At 73.3% G+C, this 17,976-nt stretch carries 20 protein-coding genes; 11 read left to right on the forward strand and 9 right to left on the reverse strand.

What is annotated here, in order from left to right:
• Positions 1-16: 16 nt before the first annotated feature.
• Complete coding sequence (locus tag V5O49_RS10345) at positions 17-652, reverse strand: helix-turn-helix domain-containing protein (protein WP_332902168.1); 636 nt, start codon at positions 650-652, stop codon at positions 17-19.
• A gap of 170 nt (positions 653-822) precedes the next feature.
• On the opposite strand from V5O49_RS10345, the gene uraD reads away from it, so the two are divergent.
• Genes uraD through hpxO form a run of 3 tightly spaced genes read left to right on the forward strand, consistent with a single transcriptional unit; the run spans position 823 to position 2,855 of the window.
• Positions 823-1,329 (forward strand): 2-oxo-4-hydroxy-4-carboxy-5-ureidoimidazoline decarboxylase, encoded by a 507-nt coding sequence (gene uraD, locus V5O49_RS10350; RefSeq protein WP_332902169.1) that lies wholly within the window; start codon positions 823-825, stop codon positions 1,327-1,329.
• Positions 1,329-1,658: a hydroxyisourate hydrolase gene (gene uraH / locus V5O49_RS10355; protein ID WP_332902170.1), complete on the forward strand. Its 330-nt coding sequence runs from the start codon at positions 1,329-1,331 to the stop codon at positions 1,656-1,658. The genes uraD and uraH overlap by 1 nt, the downstream gene beginning before the upstream one ends.
• 3 nt (positions 1,659-1,661) lie before the next feature.
• A complete protein-coding gene (hpxO, locus tag V5O49_RS10360; protein WP_332902171.1) occupies positions 1,662-2,855 on the forward strand; it encodes an FAD-dependent urate hydroxylase HpxO in 1,194 nt (397 codons plus the stop codon).
• A gap of 211 nt (positions 2,856-3,066) precedes the next feature.
• Here hpxO and V5O49_RS10365 read toward each other — a convergent pair whose 3' ends face one another.
• Both V5O49_RS10365 and V5O49_RS10370 read right to left on the reverse strand, forming a co-directional pair.
• The gene (locus V5O49_RS10365) at positions 3,067-4,743 is read right to left on the reverse strand and encodes a sodium:solute symporter family protein (RefSeq protein WP_332902172.1); all 1,677 of its coding nucleotides are present in this window, start codon (positions 4,741-4,743) and stop codon (positions 3,067-3,069) included.
• Positions 4,740-5,063, reverse strand: a complete 324-nt coding sequence (locus V5O49_RS10370; protein WP_332902173.1) for a DUF4212 domain-containing protein — start codon at positions 5,061-5,063, stop codon at positions 4,740-4,742. Before V5O49_RS10370 ends, V5O49_RS10365 begins: the two co-directional genes overlap by 4 nt.
• 275 nt (positions 5,064-5,338) lie before the next feature.
• Here V5O49_RS10370 and V5O49_RS10375 point away from each other — a divergent pair, with 275 nt between their 5' ends.
• Genes V5O49_RS10375 through rdgB form a run of 7 tightly spaced genes read left to right on the forward strand, consistent with a single transcriptional unit; the run spans position 5,339 to position 11,507 of the window.
• Positions 5,339-5,800, forward strand: coding sequence for a hypothetical protein (locus V5O49_RS10375; protein WP_332902174.1), 462 nt, complete (start codon positions 5,339-5,341; stop codon positions 5,798-5,800).
• Positions 5,801-5,855: 55 nt separating this feature from the next.
• Positions 5,856-6,191: a hypothetical protein gene (locus V5O49_RS10380; protein WP_332902175.1), complete on the forward strand. Its 336-nt coding sequence runs from the start codon at positions 5,856-5,858 to the stop codon at positions 6,189-6,191.
• Positions 6,188-7,882, forward strand: a complete 1,695-nt coding sequence (locus tag V5O49_RS10385; RefSeq protein WP_332902176.1) for a sodium/solute symporter — start codon at positions 6,188-6,190, stop codon at positions 7,880-7,882. The genes V5O49_RS10380 and V5O49_RS10385 overlap by 4 nt, the downstream gene beginning before the upstream one ends.
• Positions 7,869-9,203, forward strand: coding sequence for a histidine kinase (locus V5O49_RS10390; RefSeq protein ID WP_332902177.1), 1,335 nt, complete (start codon positions 7,869-7,871; stop codon positions 9,201-9,203). Before V5O49_RS10385 ends, V5O49_RS10390 begins: the two co-directional genes overlap by 14 nt.
• A gap of 5 nt (positions 9,204-9,208) precedes the next feature.
• The gene (locus V5O49_RS10395) at positions 9,209-10,042 is read left to right on the forward strand and encodes a LytR/AlgR family response regulator transcription factor (RefSeq protein WP_332902178.1); all 834 of its coding nucleotides are present in this window, start codon (positions 9,209-9,211) and stop codon (positions 10,040-10,042) included.
• A 57-nt stretch (positions 10,043-10,099) separates the two neighbouring features.
• A complete protein-coding gene (rph, locus tag V5O49_RS10400; RefSeq protein WP_332902179.1) occupies positions 10,100-10,837 on the forward strand; it encodes a ribonuclease PH in 738 nt (245 codons plus the stop codon).
• Position 10,838: 1 nt separating this feature from the next.
• Positions 10,839-11,507 carry an RdgB/HAM1 family non-canonical purine NTP pyrophosphatase gene (gene rdgB / locus V5O49_RS10405; protein WP_332902180.1) on the forward strand — a complete coding sequence of 223 codons (669 nt, stop codon included), beginning with the start codon at positions 10,839-10,841 and terminating at the stop codon, positions 11,505-11,507.
• A 122-nt stretch (positions 11,508-11,629) separates the two neighbouring features.
• On the opposite strand, the gene V5O49_RS10410 is transcribed toward rdgB, so the two are convergent.
• The 5 genes from V5O49_RS10410 to clpS form a co-directional block, all read right to left on the reverse strand.
• On the reverse strand, positions 11,630-12,001 hold the full coding sequence (locus V5O49_RS10410) for a DUF3054 domain-containing protein (protein WP_332902181.1): 372 nt from the start codon (positions 11,999-12,001) through the stop codon (positions 11,630-11,632).
• A 108-nt stretch (positions 12,002-12,109) separates the two neighbouring features.
• On the reverse strand, positions 12,110-12,916 hold the full coding sequence (locus V5O49_RS10415; RefSeq protein ID WP_332902182.1) for an MBL fold metallo-hydrolase: 807 nt from the start codon (positions 12,914-12,916) through the stop codon (positions 12,110-12,112).
• A complete protein-coding gene (gene murI / locus V5O49_RS10420) occupies positions 12,913-13,716 on the reverse strand; it encodes a glutamate racemase (RefSeq protein WP_278236887.1) in 804 nt (267 codons plus the stop codon). The genes V5O49_RS10415 and murI overlap by 4 nt, the downstream gene beginning before the upstream one ends.
• Before the next feature lie 93 nt (positions 13,717-13,809).
• Positions 13,810-14,508 (reverse strand): DUF2017 family protein, encoded by a 699-nt coding sequence (locus V5O49_RS10425; protein ID WP_332902183.1) that lies wholly within the window; start codon positions 14,506-14,508, stop codon positions 13,810-13,812.
• Entirely contained in the window at positions 14,505-14,819 is a 315-nt protein-coding gene (clpS, locus tag V5O49_RS10430) for an ATP-dependent Clp protease adapter ClpS (RefSeq protein WP_332902184.1), read from the reverse strand. Before clpS ends, V5O49_RS10425 begins: the two co-directional genes overlap by 4 nt.
• A gap of 96 nt (positions 14,820-14,915) precedes the next feature.
• Between clpS and V5O49_RS10435 the strand changes: the two genes are divergently transcribed.
• Positions 14,916-16,352 carry a nicotinate phosphoribosyltransferase gene (locus V5O49_RS10435; RefSeq protein ID WP_332902185.1) on the forward strand — a complete coding sequence of 479 codons (1,437 nt, stop codon included), beginning with the start codon at positions 14,916-14,918 and terminating at the stop codon, positions 16,350-16,352.
• 76 nt (positions 16,353-16,428) lie between these two features.
• Here V5O49_RS10435 and V5O49_RS10440 read toward each other — a convergent pair whose 3' ends face one another.
• Positions 16,429-17,952, reverse strand: coding sequence for an NCS1 family nucleobase:cation symporter-1 (locus tag V5O49_RS10440; RefSeq protein ID WP_332902186.1), 1,524 nt, complete (start codon positions 17,950-17,952; stop codon positions 16,429-16,431).
• Between the last annotated feature and the right edge of the window lie 24 nt (positions 17,953-17,976).

Here is a 17,976-nt window from a genome sequence, read left to right on the forward strand (position 1 = left end):
CCGCGTTTCGGCGTGGTTACGCCTCCTCCGCCTCGGCCGCGGCCGACGGCTCGACGGTCAGCCAGAGCGCCACCGCGACGACCTCGCCGTCGTTGACCACGCGGTGCGGCCGGCTGGCGGCGAAGGACAGCGAGTCGCCCGGGCCCAGCCGGACGGACCCCTGCGCGAACTCGAAGACGAGCTCGCCGGACACGACGTGCCCGCTCTCGTACCCGGTGTGCACGAGCATGGAGCCGTCCTCGCTCGAGGACGCCCCGGGCGGGTAGGTGGACTCGAACCAGGTCACGCCCGGCAGCGGTGCCGGGGACAGCCGGCGATAGGTGACCCCCTGCCCCAGCTGCGCCGGCGAGTCCGCCTCGCGCGTGGCGACCAGGACGCCGGGCAGCGGCTCGGAGACGTCGGTGACGTCGTCGTCCACGCGCGGGACGGACACCGCGACGTCGTCGAAGATCGCCGACACCGGCACGCCCAGGATGCCGACGAGCTCGACCAGACGCTGGACCGACGGCTTCATCACCCCGTTCTCGATCTGGGAGAGGGCGCTGGACGAGACGCCGAGCTCCTGCGCGACCGACGCCAGCGACCGACCGCTCTCGGTGCGCAGCCGACGCAGTCGGCCGCCGATGCGGGCGGGGAGCAGGGTCTCGTCCACGGTGTCTCCTGTCGGCGGGGGCTGCACGCATCGTAGGCCGCCCGCCGGAGCGCCGCCGCCACGTGGGCCCCGGCGCCGCGCGACGGCACCGCAGGTCACGTCGCCGTCATCGGTCCGAAACCGCACCGCAGCGTGCGGGACGTACGTTCCGGTGACGAGAGGAGCCTGCTGTGCACATCGACGAGTTCGACACCCTGGACGACGCGCCCGCCCGCGAGGTCGTGTCCGTCTGGGCCGCCGTCCCCCCCTGGGTCGACGCCGTGGTCGCCGGGCGGCCCTACGGCTCCGTCCGGGCGCTGGCCGACCGCGCCACCGTGCTGACCCGCTCGTGGGACGGCGCCACGCTGGACGCGGCGCTGGCCCACCACCCGCGGATCGGCGAGAAGGCCGCGGGCGACGGCGCCGGGGCCGCGGCCTCGCGCCGGGAGCAGGCGAGCATGGCCGACGCCGGCGCGGACGTCGAGACGCGGATGGCCGCGGGCAACCGGGCCTACGAGGAGCGGTTCGGCCGCGTCTTCCTCGTGCGGGCCGCGGGGCGGTCGCCGCAGGAGATGCTCACCGAGCTCGAGCGGCGCCTGGCCAACGACGAGGCCACCGAGACCGCCGAGGCCTGCGACCAGCTCGCGCAGATCGCGCTGCTGCGGCTGCACGACACGATCACCGAGGAGACGACCTGATGAGCCACCTGACGACCCACGTGCTGGACGCCGGCACGGGCGAACCGGCCACGGGGCTGCGCCTCGCGCTCACCGACTCCCACGGACAGCGCATCGACGACGCGGACACCGACGACGACGGCCGCGCCGACCTCGGCCCGAACCTGCTGCCCTCGGGGACCTACACGCTCACCTTCGACACCGGCACGTACTTCGCCGAGCGGGAGGTCGAGACCTTCTACCCGTCGGTGGCGGTGACGTTCGTCGTGACGCCCGAGGGCGCGGGCAGGCACTACCACGTGCCGCTGCTGCTGAGCCCGTTCGCCTACTCGACCTACCGCGGGAGCTGAGCGATGAAGATCATCGTGATCGGGGCGGGCGTCGGCGGCACCAGCGCCGCCATCGCCCTGCAGCGGCTGGGGCACGAGGTCGTCGTCTACGACCGGATGCGGGAGAACAAGCCCGTGGGCGCCGCGCTGTCGCTGTGGTCGAACGGCGTCAAGGTGCTCAACTGGCTGGGCCTCGGCGACCAGGTCGCCGCGCTCGGCGGGGCCATGGACGACATGGCCTACCTCGACGGGCACACCGGAGAGACGCTGTGCCGGTTCAGCCTGGCGCCGGTCACCGAGCAGACGGGCCAGAGGCCCTACCCCGTGGCGCGCGCGGACCTGCAGCGTCTGCTCATGGAGAGCTTCGGGACCGAGCAGATCCACCTGGGCAAGCGGCTGGTGTCCGTCGCCGACGACGGCGAGCAGGTCACCGCGACCTTCGCCGACGGGTCCACCGACACCGCCGACCTGCTCGTCGGGGCCGACGGCGCCCGGTCCGTCGTGCGCGACCACGTCACCGGCGCGCACGAGGGCGGCGAGCGGATCGAGCGGACGTACTCGGGCTACACGAACTTCAACGGCCTGGTCGCCGCCGACACCGCCGTCGGGCCGAAGAACCAGTGGACGACCTACGTCGCCGAGGGCAAGCGCGCCGCCGTCATGCCCGTGGCCGACGGGCGGTTCTACTTCTGGTTCGACGTGCCGCAGCCCGCGGGTCTGTCGTACGACGCCGCGGACGGCGCGGCGCCGCTGCACGAGGCGTTCGGCCACTGGGCTCCCGGGGTCCGGGCGCTGCTCGGGGCGATCGACCCGGACCGGTCCCTCAATCGGGTGGAGATCTGGGACATCGACCCGTTCCACACCTGGGTCCGCGGACGCGTCGCGATCCTCGGCGACGCCGCCCACAACACCGCCCCGGACATCGGGCAGGGCGCCTGCCTGGCCCTGGAGGACTCCTTCGCCCTGGCGATCAGCCTGGCGACGAACACCGTGAGCGTCGAGGACTCCCTGCGGCGCTACGAGCACAGCCGCACCGGGCGGGCCGCCGACCTCGTGGAGCGCGCCCGCGCGCGCGGCGCGGAGACGCACGGTGAGGACCCCGAGCGGACCGCCGCCTGGTACGCGAGCCTGCGGGGCACCGACGGCAGCGGCATCATCCGCGGCATCGTCGGCAACATCACCGGCAGCCCCATCAACCTCGGCGCCGGCCCCCTCTGACACCCCGGCCCGTCCGCCGCGGCCGGGATCCTCTGCCTCAGCGCCCGGGCCCGACGCACGGGCGCCCGCGAGCGGACGAAGCGCGCGGCAGCGCCCTGGACGCACGGAAGAGGGGTCGATGGTCTGCCGCGCGGTCGTCAGACCGGAAGCGGAGGGCGCGCAGCGCCCGTGAGCGCGACCGCGCGGCAGACCATCGACCCCTCTGGGAGAACTACTCGGTCTCGGCCGCCGGCGACACCACCCGCTTCGCCGGGTACCGCAGCTCCTCGACCATCTCCTGGACGTGCTCGGTCGGTGGTGTCGTCAGCTTCGAGACGACGATCGTCACGACGACGTTGACCAACGCGCCGAGCGCGCCGATGCCCTCCGGCGAGATGCCGAACAGGTAGTCGTGGGACGACGTCCCGAACACCTCGAGGGTGTAGAGCATGTACGCCCCGGTGAACGCCAGGCCGGAGATCATGCCGGACGCCGCACCGACGGCGTTGGCGCGCTTCCAGAAGATCCCCAGCACGAGGATCGGGAAGAACGTCGACGCCGCCAGCCCGAAGGCGAAGGCGACCACCTGGGCCACGTACGCCGGCGGGTTGATGCCGCCGTAGATCGCCACCAGCACCGCGGCACCCATCGCGATCCGCCCGACGAGCAGGCGGCGCGAGTCCGACGTCGGCTTCTTGACGACCCGGAAGTACAGGTCGTGCGACACCGAGGAGGAGATGACGAGCAGCAGGCCGGCCGCCGTCGACATCGCGGCGGCCAGGCCGCCGGCCGCGACCAGCCCGACGATCGGTGCCGGCAGCCCGGCGATCTCCGGGGTGGCGAGCACGAGGATGTCGTTGTTGACGATGAGGTCCGCCCCGGAGGCCGGGTCGTTGCTCAACGTCGTGATCGTCGACGCGGAGTCGGAGACCGTCACCAGCCCCGTGGCGGCCCAGTTGTTCACCCAGGCCGGCAAGGCGTCCACCGCCACCCCGTTCACCGACTGCATGAGGTTCAGCTTGGTGAACGCCCCCACGGCCGGAGCCGTGGTGTAGAGCAGGCCGATGAACACCAGCGCCCACAGCGCGCTGAACCGCGCACCGCGCACCGACTTCGTGGTGTAGAAGCGGATGATGACGTGCGGCAGACCCGCCGTGCCGATCATCAGCGACAGGGTCACCAGGAACACGTCGAGCTGGGGCCGCACGGCGAACGCCTCGGTGTACTGCTCGAGGCCGAACTCCTGGCTCAGCGCGTTCAGCTCGTCGAGGATCTGCCCGAACGTCACCTGCGGGACCGGAAAGCCCGTCATCTTCTGCGCGATCGTCCACGCGGGGATGAGGTAGGCGACGATCATCACCGTGTACTGGGCCACCTGGGTCCAGGTGATGCCCTTCATGCCGCCCAGCACCGCGTACAGGAAGATGACGCCCGCGGCCACGGCCACGCCGCCCTCGATGGTGAGGTTGAGGAACCGGCTGAACACGATGCCGCCGCCGCGCATCTGCCCCACGACGTAGGTGAACGACACGATGATCGCGGCGACCGCGGCGATGAGCCGCACGTACTCCGAGTACCGGTCGCCGACGAACTCGGGGACGGTGAACTTGCCCCACTTGCGCAGGTAGGGCGCGAGCAGCAGGGCCAGCAGCACGTACCCGCCGGTCCAGCCCATGAGGTAGACCGAGCCGTCGGAGCCGAGGAAGGCGATGAGGCCCGCCATGGAGATGAACGACGCGGCGGACATCCAGTCCGCGGCGACGGCGGCGCCGTTGGCCACGGCGGGGATGCCCTGGCCGGCGACGTAGAAGCCCTTGGTCTCCCGGACGCGGCTGCGCCAGGCGATGGTCAGGTAGGTCCCGAAGGACAGGCCCACGAAGACGAGGGTCCAGATCTGGATGTCGCTCACAGCCGCTTCCCCTCCTCGTCACGCTCGGCCACGCCGTACTCGTCGTCGAGCCTGTCCATGCGCAGCGTGTACACGAGGATCAGGACGATGAACGTGTAGATCGAGCCCTGCTGGGCGAACCACAGCCCCAGGGGGAAGCCGAAGACCTCGATGGTGTTGAGCTGCTCGATGAACAAGATCCCGCACACGAACGAGACCACGAACCAGATGCTGAGCAGGACGATCATCAGCCGCAGGTTCTTCTTCCAGTACTCCTGACGCCACCCGTTGTGGGGCGGCGGCCCAGGATCCGGCGAGCTCCCTCGCTCGGTGTCGACCATCGGACGCTCCCTTCGTCGCGTTCCCCCGGACGTCGTCGTCCGGGGCACGTCCGTCCTCGTACGCACCCGAGCGAAGCGCACCCGTGACCAGGGTCACAAGACCTTCACAGGCGGGCGGCGGGGTCCGTCCCGCGAACGGTCGGACGGCGGCACCGACCGGTCCCCCGCCGGTGCCGGCACCGTTCGGGCGGCCACGGCGACCGCCCGCGGGACGGTTCGCACCGCTCACCGACTCCCGGGCCGCACGGCGGCGCACGCGACCTACAGTCGGACCCATGGCCTCGACGACGAGCACCTCCCTGGGCAACCTGCTGCGCGCCGGCGGTCGGACGCCGGCCCGACGGACCCGGGTGTTCCACCCCGGCAGTCTCGGCATGCTGCTGGGGGCGCTGGCCGTGATCGTCGGCAGCCTGCTGCCGTGGGTCATCACGCCCGTCGGCACCCTGAGCGGCACGGCCGGCCCGGGCCTGTGGACGCTGTGCGCGGGGTTCATCGCCGTCGCCGGGGCCGTCATCCCCCGCCGCTGGGTCGCGGTCTCCCACAGCCTCGTCGCCGGCGGCGCGGTGCTGTTCGTCGCGGCCTGGCAGCTGCTGCGCCTCGGTCAGGTCAGCGCGGCCACGGACTCCTGGGGCCAGGCCATGCCCGGCATCGGGCTGATCATGGCGGCCGGCGGCGCCGTCGTGCTCCTGGCCACCGGGGTCCGGGTGCTGCGCGCGGCCCCCGCGCCGACGTCGTGACCGCCCCGGGACCCCCGCTTCCGCCCGGGGCCGCGGCTCCGTAGGCTTCTCCGTCATGGACGACGACGACGTCGGGACCCGGGACACGCCGGCGGAGGTGGACGCGGCCTTCCGCACGCTGCGCCGCGTCTCGGTCGGGTACTTCGTCGTGTTCCTGCTCGGCGTGGCGGCCTTCCCCGTGCTCACCCTCACGCTGGACTGGTGGTCACAGGCTCGCCTGGTGGGCGGCATGAGCCCGGGCTTCCTCGTCGCCGCGTTCGGCCTCTACCTGTTCTTCGCCGTCCTGGGGATCGCGGCCGCGCGGCTGTCCTCGGCCGTCGAGCACCGGATGCTGGGCGCGGCCGAGCAGGGGTCCGACGGCGCGGGCGCGGCCGAGGAGGACACCCCGTGACGCTGTCCAGCGGCCTCACCCTGGCCGCCGTGCTGGCCCTGGTGACCGTCGTCGCGGTCGTGATGCGCCCGCGCGGGACCTCGACCGTCGACTTCTACCTCGCCGGGCAGCGCGTGGGGGTGGCGACCAACGCCTGGGCCATCTGCGGCGACTACTTCTCGGCCGCGTCGTTCCTGGGCGTCGCGGCCGCGGTGTACGCCACGGGTCTGGACGGCGCCTGGTACGCCGTCGGGTTCGCCGCCGGGTTCGTGCCCGTGCTGCTGTTCGTCGCCGCGCCGCTGCGCCGGTTCGGGGAGTTCTCCATCCCGGACTTCCTGGGCCGGCGTCTCGGCTCGGAGCGGGTGCGGCTCGTGGCGGTCGGGGTCGTCCAGCTCGTCATCCTGTCCTACCTGGTGCCGCAGACCGTCGGGTCCGGGATCACCTGGGAGCTGCTGGTCGGGCAGGGCGTGGCAGGGCTGAGCCCCTACGCCACCGGCATCGTGGTCTCCACCGCGGTGGTGGCCGCACTGGTCTCGTTCGGGGGCATGCGCGGCACCACGTGGACGCAGGCGGTGCAGTTCCTGCTGCTGCTCGGCGCGCTGCTGTGGCTCGCCGGCACGGTGCTCGGCGAGGGCTTCCACTACGGGGACGCCGTCGAGCGGATCTCCACCACGCCGCTGGGCAACCCGGCCCCCGACGGCGCGCTGGCCACCGAGCCGAACGCGCTGCACCCCGGCGAGCCCGCCGTGTTCGGCGAGCCCGGCGCCCGGTACGACGTGCTCGGCCAGCTCGCCCTCATCGTCACCCTGGCGATGGGCACCGCCGGGCTGCCGCACGTGATGAACCGCTACTTCACGTCCCCGACCGGGACGGCGGCGCGCACCACGACCGTGTGGGTGCTGTGCCTGGCCGGCGTCTTCTACGCCGTGGCGGTGATGCTGGGCACGGCGGCCCGCGAGCTGATCCCCCGCGCCGTGGCCGACAACCCGTGGCTCGAGGAGCTCACGGTCGACGGCGTGCTGACCGTCCCCGAGCACGCCCTGCCGGTGCTGGGACGCATCTACGGCGGCGACGCCGGTCTCGGCGTGGTGGCCGCCGGCGCGCTCATCGCCGTGCTGTCGACCATCGCCGGCCTGCTGCTGGCCGCCGCGACCTCGTGGGGCCACGACGTCTACGAGCGGCACATCAACCCGCGCGCGACGCAGCGCCAGGCCGTGCTGGCCGGCCGGGTCACCACGCTGACCACGGCGTGCCTGGCGGCCGGCCTGGGGCTCCTGCTCAGTCCCACGACCTTCTCCGCCTCGACGCCGTCCATCGTGGCCACCATGGTCACCTGGGCGTTCGCCATCGCCGGGTCGGCGCTGACCCCCGTGTTCCTGCTGTCGATCTGGTGGCGCCGCACGACGGCGGCCGGCGCCGTGGCGGGGATGGCGACCGGCGTCACGGTCGCCGTGGGGATGCTCGTCGCCGGGACCGTCGCCGACGGCTCCGTGTGGCCCGACCTGCTGCTCACCCCGACCCTGCTCGCCGCGCCGGTGACCACGGTCGTGACCGTGCTGGTGTCCCGGCGCACGGCTCCCCCGCCGGACGTCGAGCGGTCGTGGCTGATCATGCACGGCACGGCCGCGGACCGGCACGCCGTGGCGCTGGCCCGCCTGGTCCTGGCCGAGACCCGGCGACGACGGCGGGAGGTGCGGCGTGCGCGGCGGTAGCTGGCTGCTGGCGGTCGTCCTCGCCGTCGCCTGGGGACTGGTGTACCTGGTCACCCAGGTGCTGGTCACGCCCCCGCTGGACGTGCTGGCCACCGTCGCCGCCGGCCTCGTGGTGAGCACCGTCGTCGTGCTCGGCTACCCCTCGGCCCTGCGCGGCCCGCGCTCCGGGGCCACGGCGCGCACCCGCGCGTGGCGCCCCGCGGCCCGCCCGCAGGACCCGCGCGGGATGCGCGACGGGCTGACCATCGCCGCCGCCGGCCGGTCCGTGCCGCTGCGCCACGGCCTGACCCGCGACGCGGCCCGCCGCACCGCCCAGCTCATCCGCCCGCTGCTCGGCGGGGACGCCATCGCCATCACCGACACCGAGCAGGTGCTCGCGTTCGTCGGACCCGGCAGCGACCACCACAAGGTCGGCCAGGCGATGCAGACCCGCGTCTCGCGGCTCGCCCTCGGCAAGGGGCGCACCGTCGTCGTGCACGCCCGCGAGGGCATCGGCTGCCCGGAGCCGGACTGCCCGCTGCGTACCGCCGTCGTCGCCCCGCTGGCCGTGGCCGACCGCATCGTGGGGACGCTGAAGGTCTACCGCACCCAGGACGAACCGGCCCCGCGCGTGCTCGTCGACGACATGGCCTCGATGCTGTCGCTGCACCTGGAGCTGGCCGAGATGGACCGCGAGCGCCACCTGGCCTCCGACGCCCAGCTCGACGCCCTGCGCGCGCAGATCAACCCGCACTTCCTGTTCAACATCCTCAACACGATCGCCTCGAAGTCGCGCACCGACCCCGAGGAGGCCCGCCAGCTCCTGCTGCGCCTCAGCGACTTCTTCCGCTACGCGGTGCGCCAGGACGGTCACTTCGCGGAGTTCAGCCAGGAGTACTTCTTCGTGCGCACGTACGTCTCCCTGGAGCAGGCGCGGTTCGGCGACCGCCTGCGGGTGCGCTACGACATCGACCCGCAGGTGCTGACCTCGCGGGTGCCGGTGCTGGTCATCCAGCCGCTGGTGGAGAACGCCGTCAAGCACGGGATCGCCGACTCCGTGGACGGCGGCACCGTGCACCTGCGCGCCCGCGTGGACCCGCTGACCCGCACGACCTCGATCCGGGTGAGCGACGACGGCGTCGGCATGCCGCCGGAGACGCTGCAGCGGCTGCTGGCCGGGCGCCGGCCCGACGGCGCCGGCCCGGGGGCACGGCACTCCGGGGTGGGGATGTGGAACATCTCCCAGCGCCTCGACGCGCTGTTCGGGGACCGGTACTCGTTCGACGTCGCCTCGCGGCCGGGCAAGGGCACGACCGTCGACCTGCGGATCCCGCTAAGGTGACGCCCGTGCGACCGAAGGCGCTCATCGTGGACGACGAGGCACCCGCCCGGGCCGAGCTGCGCTACCTCCTCGAGGAGGTCGGGCAGGTGCAGGTCGTGGGCGAGGCCACCAACGGCGAGGAAGCCCTGCTGCTGCTGGACTCCCTCGACTACGACCTGGTGCTGCTGGACGTGCGCATGCCCGGCGGGTCCGGCCTGGAGGTCGCCGCCGCGCTGCGCGACCGTCCGCGCCCGCCCAAGGTCATCTTCACCACCGCGTTCCCCGACCACGCCGTGGACGCCTTCGACCTGGCGGCCGTGGACTACCTGCTCAAGCCGTTCGACGCGGAGCGGCTGCAACGGGCGCTGGAGCGGGCGCTGCGGTCCGACGGCGCGGGGGCCGGCGAGCAGGCCGCGGAGCGCGTCGCGGACGAGGACAGCGCGACGAGCCCGCCCCCGTCCGGGCCGCGACCGTCGTCGTCCGGGCAGGCGTCGTCCGGGCAGCCGTCGTGGCCCGATGACGCCGAGACCCTGGTGCGCATCCCCGTGCAGAGGGACGGTCGCACCGTGCTGGTCGACGGCGACTCGATCGTGTACGCCAGCGCCGCCCGCGGCTACTCCTACCTCAAGCTGGCCGACGAGCGGCTGCTGGTGACGATGTCGCTCAACGAGCTCGAGCGGCGGCTGCGCGGGCACTTCTTCCGCGCCCACCGCTCCTACCTGGTCAACCTCGACCACGTGCGCGAGCTCGTGCCCGACTTCCAGGGCTCGCTCGTCGTCGTCATGGACGACCGGCAGCGCTCGCGGGTCGAGGTCTCGCGGCGCCACGCCCGCGAGCTGCGGCGCCGGTTCGGCATGTGACGCGGGCCGGACGGGGTGCCCGCCGGCGCACCCGGACGCCCGGTTAGGGTGAGGGCCATGACCACTCGCGCTGACGGCCGTACCCCTGACCAGCTCCGCCCCGTGACGATCACCCGCCACTGGAGCGAGAACGCCGAGGGCTCCGTGCTCATCGAGTTCGGCAAGACCCGCGTGCTGTGCACCGCGTCGCTGACCGAGGGCGTGCCGCGCTGGAAGAAGGGCTCCGGCGAGGGCTGGGTGACCGCCGAGTACGCGATGCTGCCGCGCGCCACCAACGAGCGCAGCCCCCGCGAGTCCGTCAAGGGCAAGATCGGCGGCCGCACCCACGAGATCTCGCGGCTCATCGGCCGGTCCCTGCGCGCCGTCGTCGACGTCTCCGCGCTCGGGGAGAACACGATCGTGCTGGACTGCGACGTGCTGCAGGCCGACGGCGGCACCCGCACCGCCGCGATCACCGGCGCCTACGTGGCGCTCGCCGACGCCGTCGCCTGGGGGCAGCGCCACGGCCTGATCACCGCCCGCGGCAAGACCGTGCTCACCGGGTCGGTGGCCGCCGTCAGCGTCGGCATCATCGACGGCACCCCGATGCTGGACCTGCCCTACGTCGAGGACGTCCGCGCCGAGACGGACATGAACGTCGTCACCACCGGCGACGGGGAGTTCGTCGAGGTCCAGGGCACCGCCGAGGGCGTGCCGTTCGCGCGTCACGAGCTCGACGCGCTGCTCGACCTGGCCGTGGCGGGCACCACCGAGCTCGCGAAGGCCCAGCAGGCCGCGCTGGCCGAGGACGCCTGAGATGGCCGGCGCCGCGGCGTCGGCCCCGCACGGCGCACGGCTCGTGCTGGCCACGCACAACCGCAAGAAGCTCGTCGAGCTGCTGGCGATCCTGCGCGCCGAGCCGGGTCTCGACGCGCTGCCGGACGACGCCGTCGTCACCGCCGGGGACCTGGAGGCCCCCGAGCCCGTCGAGGACGGCGTGACGTTCGCCGAGAACGCGCTGATCAAGGCCCGCGCCCTGGCGGCCGCGACCGGCCTGCCGGCCGTCGCCGACGACTCGGGCCTGAGCGTCGACGTGCTCGGCGGGGCGCCGGGGATCTTCTCGGCCCGCTGGGCCGGGCGGCACGGCGACGACGTCGCGAACCTGGAGCTGCTGCTCGCCCAGCTCGGCGACGTCCGCGACGAGCACCGCGCGGCGGCGTTCGTGTGCGCGGCGGCGCTGGTCACGCCGGACGGGCGCGAGGAGGTCGCGCTCGGCGAGATGCCCGGCGTGCTGGTCCGTTCCCCGCGCGGTGAGGGTGGTTTCGGCTACGACCCGATCCTCGTGCCGGCCGAGCAGCCCGCGGGTCCGGACGGGTCGCCGGGGACGCGCACGTCGGCCGAGCTGAGCCCTGAGGAGAAGGACGCGATCAGCCACCGCGGCAAGGCGCTGCGGTCGATCGCGCCGGCGGTCGCCGCCGCGATCTGACGGCCGGGCTCCCCACCCATCGTTGTGGGCATGAAATCTGCAGCTCTCCGGTGCCGGAGAGCTGCAGATTTCATGCCCACAACGGGCCCGCGAGGACGCGCCGGGTCAGGAGGCGGGCCGGGTCAGGAGGCCTGGCGCCGCCGCTGGGCGAGCGTGGCCAGCAGGCGCCAGCCGATCATCGTCAGCGCCAGGAAACCGGCCGTGACCAGGGTGAACGTCCAGGCGAAGCCGCCGGTGAACAGCGGGCGCAGCAGCACGCCGAGCGCCACGGTGGCGAACCAGATCGCCACCCCCGTGGGCCAGGGCTGCGCCGGGGCACGCCAGGCGCGCGTCGCCAGCCAGCCGACGGCCAGACCGATCACGAACGGCGCGGCGACGGCCACGAGGTGCCAGGCGGAGCCGGCCGAGGCGTGGCTCGCCGTCCCGACGAGAGTGAACACGAGGACGCAGACCAGGTCGCACACGACCGCGGGCCAGGCGGGAAGCTTCTGCACGGCGTCGAGGCTACCGGGCGCCGTTGTGGGCATGAAATATGCAGCTCTCGACGGTCTCGAGGCTGCATATTTCATGCCCACAACGGGGGCGGCGCTGCCGCGGGCGCGTCAGAGGGTGTGCACGCCGTCGGCGACCGCGACCTCGATCGGACCGTCGAACTCGCCGCGCGCCTCGGCCAGCGTCTGAGCCGGGTCCGTCCACGCCGGCAGGTGCGTCAGCAGTAGCAGCCCGACGCCGGCCTCGGACGCGACGCGACCCGCACGGCGACCCGTCAGGTGGATACCGCGCTGCACGCCGTCGTCGCGCCCCTCGAGGAACGCCGCCTCGCACAGCAGCAGGTCCGCGCCCCGCGCCCCCTCGACCAGCCCGGGGTAGGCGTCGGTGTCGCCCGAGAAGACCAGCGTCGCGCTCTCCCCCGGACGCCGTGACGAGGGCCCGGTCACGCGCACGCCGTACGCCTCGACCGGATGGTTCACCTCGAACGGCTCCAGCGTCAGCGGACCGACCTGCACCGCCGTCCCCGGCCGCCAGGTCCGGAAGACGTACTCGGTGTCCATGTCCTCGTCCGGCTCGAGGCCGTACATCGCCGCGGCACGCTCCCGCGTCGTCGACGGGCCGTGCACCGGCAGCTCGCGCGGCACACCCGTGCGGGCGACGCCACGCTCCGGGTGGTACTTGAGGTAGACGTACAGGCCGCTCAGGTCGGAGCAGTGGTCCGGGTGCAGGTGCGACAGGCCGATCGCGTCGACGTCCACCGGGTCGACGTGCCGCTGCAGCGGCCCCAGCGCACCCGACCCCAGGTCCAGCACGACGTTCCAGGTCCGCTCGCCGTCGTCGGCCTGCACCAGGTAGCAGGACGCGGGCGAGTCCGGGCCCGGCAGCGAGCCGGACACACCGACGGTCACGAGTCTCATGCGGCCTCCACCAGGTCGACCTCCGGTCCGAGGAACCGGCGGGCCAGGTCCGCGAACGGCGCCGGGCTCCCGGTCGCGGCGAACCGGTGCACGGGCTCCGCCGCCGCCGGCGACCGCTCGAGGTCGTGCGCCACGAGCTTGCGGTACACGTCCTGGGCGGTCTCCTCCGCCGAGGACACCAGGGTCACGTCCTGGCCCATCACGTACGAGATGGGGCCCGCCAGCAGCGGGTAGTGCGTGCAGCCCAGCACGAGGGTGTCCACGCCGGCCGCCTTGACCGGGTCGAGGTAGCGGTGGGCGATGTCGAGGACCTCCGGTCCCGACGTCGTGCCCTCCTCGACCAGTCGCACGAACTCCGGACACGCCTGGCTGGTCACCTCGATCCCCGGGGTGACGGCGAACGCGTCGTCGTAGGCCAGGGACTCCACCGTGGCCTGCGTGCCGATCACGCCGATGCGTCCCGAGCGGGAGGCGACGACGGCGCGGCGCGCGGCCGGCAGGATCACCTCGACCACCGGGATGCCCCGGCGCACGGTGTACCGCTCCCGGGCGTCGCGCAGCGCGACCGCCGAGGCGGAGTTGCAGGCGATGACGAGCATCTTCACCCCGTCGTCGACCAGCCGGTCCATCACCGCGAGCGCCATCGCGCGCACGGCGGCGAGCGGCTTGGGCCCGTAGGGGCCGTTCGCCGTGTCGCCGATGTAGTGCAGCTGTTCGTGCGGGAGCTGGTCGAGGATCGAGCGGGCGACCGTGAGACCACCCACCCCGCTGTCGAAGATCCCGATCGGGGCGTCGTTCACGGCTGGCAGCCTAACGTCGCAGCGCGCTGAGCACCGGTTTCGTGAGCGGTGCCACGCGTGGCACGCACCACAGCGCCACAGCGCCGCCGTTGCTCACCCTGCGCTGCGACGGGCCCGCAGGTCGGCGAGGAGCTCGTCCATCAGCGACTCCTGGGCGAACCCGGCGGCGACGAACACCCCGCCCCAGTAGACCCGCTGCTCGGTGTCCATCGCCGCGGCCTCGTCGTCGGCATCCGGGTCGTCGTCGGCATCCGGGTCGTCGTCGGCGGGGTAAAGATCGTCCTCGTCCTGCTCGGGGCCGAGCCCGGCCAGGACCTCGGTGTGCAGGTGCTCGACGTCCGCGTCGTCGTCGAGCCCCAGCCGCTCGGCGAGCACGAGCCGGACGTCGGTCAGGGCGGCGGCGAAGTCCTGGGCGTCGTCGCGTGCGACGAGCACCTGGTCGCCGTCCCCGGCGTCCGTCACGGGTTCCGTGGAGGGGTCCACCGTCTCGGCGAAGGCGTGCAGCCGGGCGACCTTGCCCGCGGCCAGGTCGGTCTGGGTCAGGTGCCGGAACTCCGCGGCCGCCTCGGCGTCCTCGCGGTGGGCGTCCGGCAGCAGGCGCTGGACGGCCGGGTCCCGGGGCACCCGGGCGACGCCGGTGAACGCCACCTCGGCCTCCGCGGCGTCGTCGGGCAGCCCGGAGTCCGCGCTCAGGAGACCGGCGACGTCGCGGGCGACCCGGGCCAGCACCTCGCGCTCGACCGGCTCCCAGGTCGCGACGTACCCGGCCGGGGTGGACCGGAAGGGTGTCATGCGCCCTCCCCCGAGCCGACGGGGGCGTCCGACTGCTGCATCGTGGCCCACAGCCCGAACCCGTGCATCGCCTGCACGTCGACCTCCATGCGCTCCTTGGGCCCGGTCGAGACGACGGCCCGCCCCTCGTGGTGGACCTGCAGCATCAGCCGGCGTGCCTTGGCCTCGGGATACCCGAAGTAGCTCTCGAAGACGTAGGACACGTAGCTCATGAGGTTGACCGGGTCGTTCCACACGATCGTGACCCACGGGTCGGCGAGGCGGGACACCTCCTCGGTGCTGGTGTCCTCCTGCGTCGCCGAGACCGTCATGGCACCACCCTACGGGGAGCGGCGACCGGGGGTCCGGACGCACGCGCCGCGCGGTTGGTCCTGCCCGATCCGGCCCCCGACCCGTACCGTAGGGGCATGACCGACGAGCGACGGGGCAACGGCGTCCCGGCGACGAGCCCGCTGACCGTCCCGCAGTCACTCCCCGCCGCACCTTTGCCGACACTGAGACCTTCCCTGGCCCTGCTCACCGACCGCTACGAGCTGACGATGCTCGCCGCCGCGCTCGCCGACGGCACCGCCCACCGGCACTGCGTGTTCGAGGTGTTCACCCGCCGCCTGCCCGCCGGACGCCGCTACGGCGTCCTGGCCGGGACCGGACGGGTGCTGGAGGCGCTGGCCGCGTTCCGGTTCGGCGACGCCGAGCTCGGTTTCCTCGAGCGCCACCGCGTGGTCGACGACCGCACCCTGGACTTCCTGCGCGGGTTCCGGTTCACCGGCACGATCACCGGGTACGCCGAGGGCGAGACGTTCTTCCCCGGCTCGCCGGTGCTGCAGGTGGAGGGCACCTTCGCCGAGGCGGTGCTGCTGGAGACCCTCGTGCTGTCCATCCTCAACCACGACTCCGCCGTCGCCTCGGCCGCGTCGCGCATGACCAGTGCGGCCGTGGACCGGCCCGTGATGGAGATGGGGTCGCGGCGCACCCACGAGCAGGCCGCCGTCGCCGCCGCCCGGGCCGCCGTCGTCGGCGGGTTCGTCGGTACGTCGAACCTCGAGGCCGGCTACCGCTACGGGCTGGAGACCATCGGCACCGCCGCGCACGCCTTCACCATGCTGCACGACGACGAGGCGTCGGCCTTCGCCTCCCAGGTCGCCTGGCACGGGGTCGGGACCACGTTGCTGGTCGACACCTACGACGTGCGTCGCGGCGTCGAGCGGGCGATCGAGGCGGGCGGGACCGGGCTGGGCGCCGTCCGGCTCGACTCGGGCGACCTCGGCGCCATGGCCATCGAGGTGCGCGCCCAGCTCGACGAGCTCGGGGCGACCGGGACCAAGGTCGTGGTGACCTCCGACCTCGACGAGCACGCCATCGCCGGCCTCGCCGCCGCTCCGGTGGACTCCTACGGCGTGGGGACCTCGCTGGTGACCGGTTCCGGTGCACCGACGTGCGGCATGGTCTACAAGCTCGTCGCCCGCTCCGACGCCGCGGGGCGGATGCAGCCCGTGGCCAAGGCCTCCGCGCACAAGTCGGACCGGGGCGGGCGCAAGGCCGCCGCCCGACGCCTCGACGAGGACGGCCGAGCCCTCGAGGAGGTGCTCTACACCGGGCCCGACGAGGACGTGGTCGCGTGGGAGCCGCGAGCCGGGGGGTCCGGGGACGACGGCGGGCGGCTGCGCCCGCTGCACGTGCCGCTGGTGACCGACGGCGCGACGGACTCGCGATGGGTCGGCGCCTACGGGGTGCAGAACGCTGCCGAGCGGCACGCGTCCTCCCGCGGCGAGCTGCCGCGCGGGGCGCGCCGGCTCTCGGCCGGGGACCCGGCGATCCCCACCGTCGTCGAGTCGCTCGACTGAGCGTTCCGGCCTGACGGCGGGTGCCGGTGGACCGGCGGTCGCCCGGGCGCGACGCCCGGACGACCGCCGACGGTGCTCAGACGTCCGACTCGGCGGCGGCCGGGGTCGGTGCGGTGCCGGTGTCCGCACCGGCCGGGCGGTAGCCCCACATGACGAGCAGGTACAGGCACCCCCCGAGGACGGCGCCGATGACCCACGCGAACCCGCTGAGGACGGCCAGGGCGGGCACCCACACGGCGGCGACGGAGAACACGCCCGCGATGCCGATCGCGGCCAGGGCCCGGACGTTCCATCCCCGGCGGTAGTAGTAGCGGCTCTGCGGGTCCATGCTGAACAGGTCGGCGACCTTCAGGCTGCGCCGCTGGATGACGTAGTAGTCGGCGACGAGCACGCCGTAGAGCGGGGCGAGGATCGCCCCGAGCGTGTCGACGAAGGTCGGCAGCCCGATCTGGCTGATGGTCGCGACCCACAGGGCGCCCACGACGAACCCGACCGCCGCCGTGACGTAGCCGCCCCGGCGGAAGCTGATGCGCTGCGGTGCCAGGTTGGACAGGTCGTAGGCCGGCGGGATGAAGTTCGCGACGAGGTTGATCCCCACGGTGGCCACGACGAACGTCAGCGCCGCGACGATGGTGAGGAAGACGTTGCCCACGAGCCCGACGATGTCGGCGGGGTTGGTGAGCGGGTCCCCCTGGCCGTCCTGCAGCACGATGTACGCGCCCGCGGTGATGAAGAGGCTGAGGAACGTGAAGAACGTCAGGCTCACCGGCAGACCGAGGAAGTTGCCCCGCCGCATCGCCTTCTCGCTGCGCGAGAACCGGGCGAAGTCGCCGAAGTTGATCACGACGGCGGAGAAGTAGGCGATGATCGTGCCGATCACCCCGACGAAGGCGCCGACGGCCGCCCAGCCCTCGACCGAGTCGTTCGTGAAGATCGACCCGACGGCGGGGAGCAGCCGGTCACCGGCCTGGACCCAGATGGCGACGAGCAGCGTGATCATCACGAGGTAGACCGCGGGCCCCGCGAAGTTCAGGAATCGCTCGATCCAGGAGATCCCCCGGACGAACAGCACCACCTGCAGCGCGGCGACGACGACGTAGGAGACCCAGTCGATGAGGTCCATGCCGAGGAACACCGCCAGCTGCGGGTCCCCGAAGATCGCGTCGAGCGCGAGGGCGACGGCGGTGGACGCGAAGTACGTCTGCGCGCCGTACCAGAAGATCGCCACGATCCCGCGGACGAGGGCCGGGAACTGGGCTCCGCGCACCCCCATGCTGGACCGGGCCATCACGGCGTAGGGGATGCCGTACTTCACGCTCGGCTTCCCCGTGAGGTTCACGAGCCAGTTCACGAAGAACCCGGCGATGACGATGGCGGCGAACACCCACCACCCGTTGATGCCGGCGGTGATGAACAGGCTGGCGGCCAGCGTGTAGCCGGCGAGGCTCTGGACGTCGTTCGTCCAGACGTTGAAGATCTCGAACGCCCCCCAGCGCCGACGCTCCTGCGGCAGCGGGCCGAGGTCGTCGTTGTGCAGGGCCGGGTTCGGGTCGGGTCCGACGTGCGTGTCGAACTCCTCCGCGGGCAGGGTCGCGGTCATGGCAGTCTCCAGGGGCAGCGGGGC

Origin of the sequence: Isoptericola haloaureus, from assembly GCF_036689775.1 — a bacterium.
Lineage (GTDB): Bacteria > Actinomycetota > Actinomycetes > Actinomycetales > Cellulomonadaceae > Isoptericola > Isoptericola haloaureus.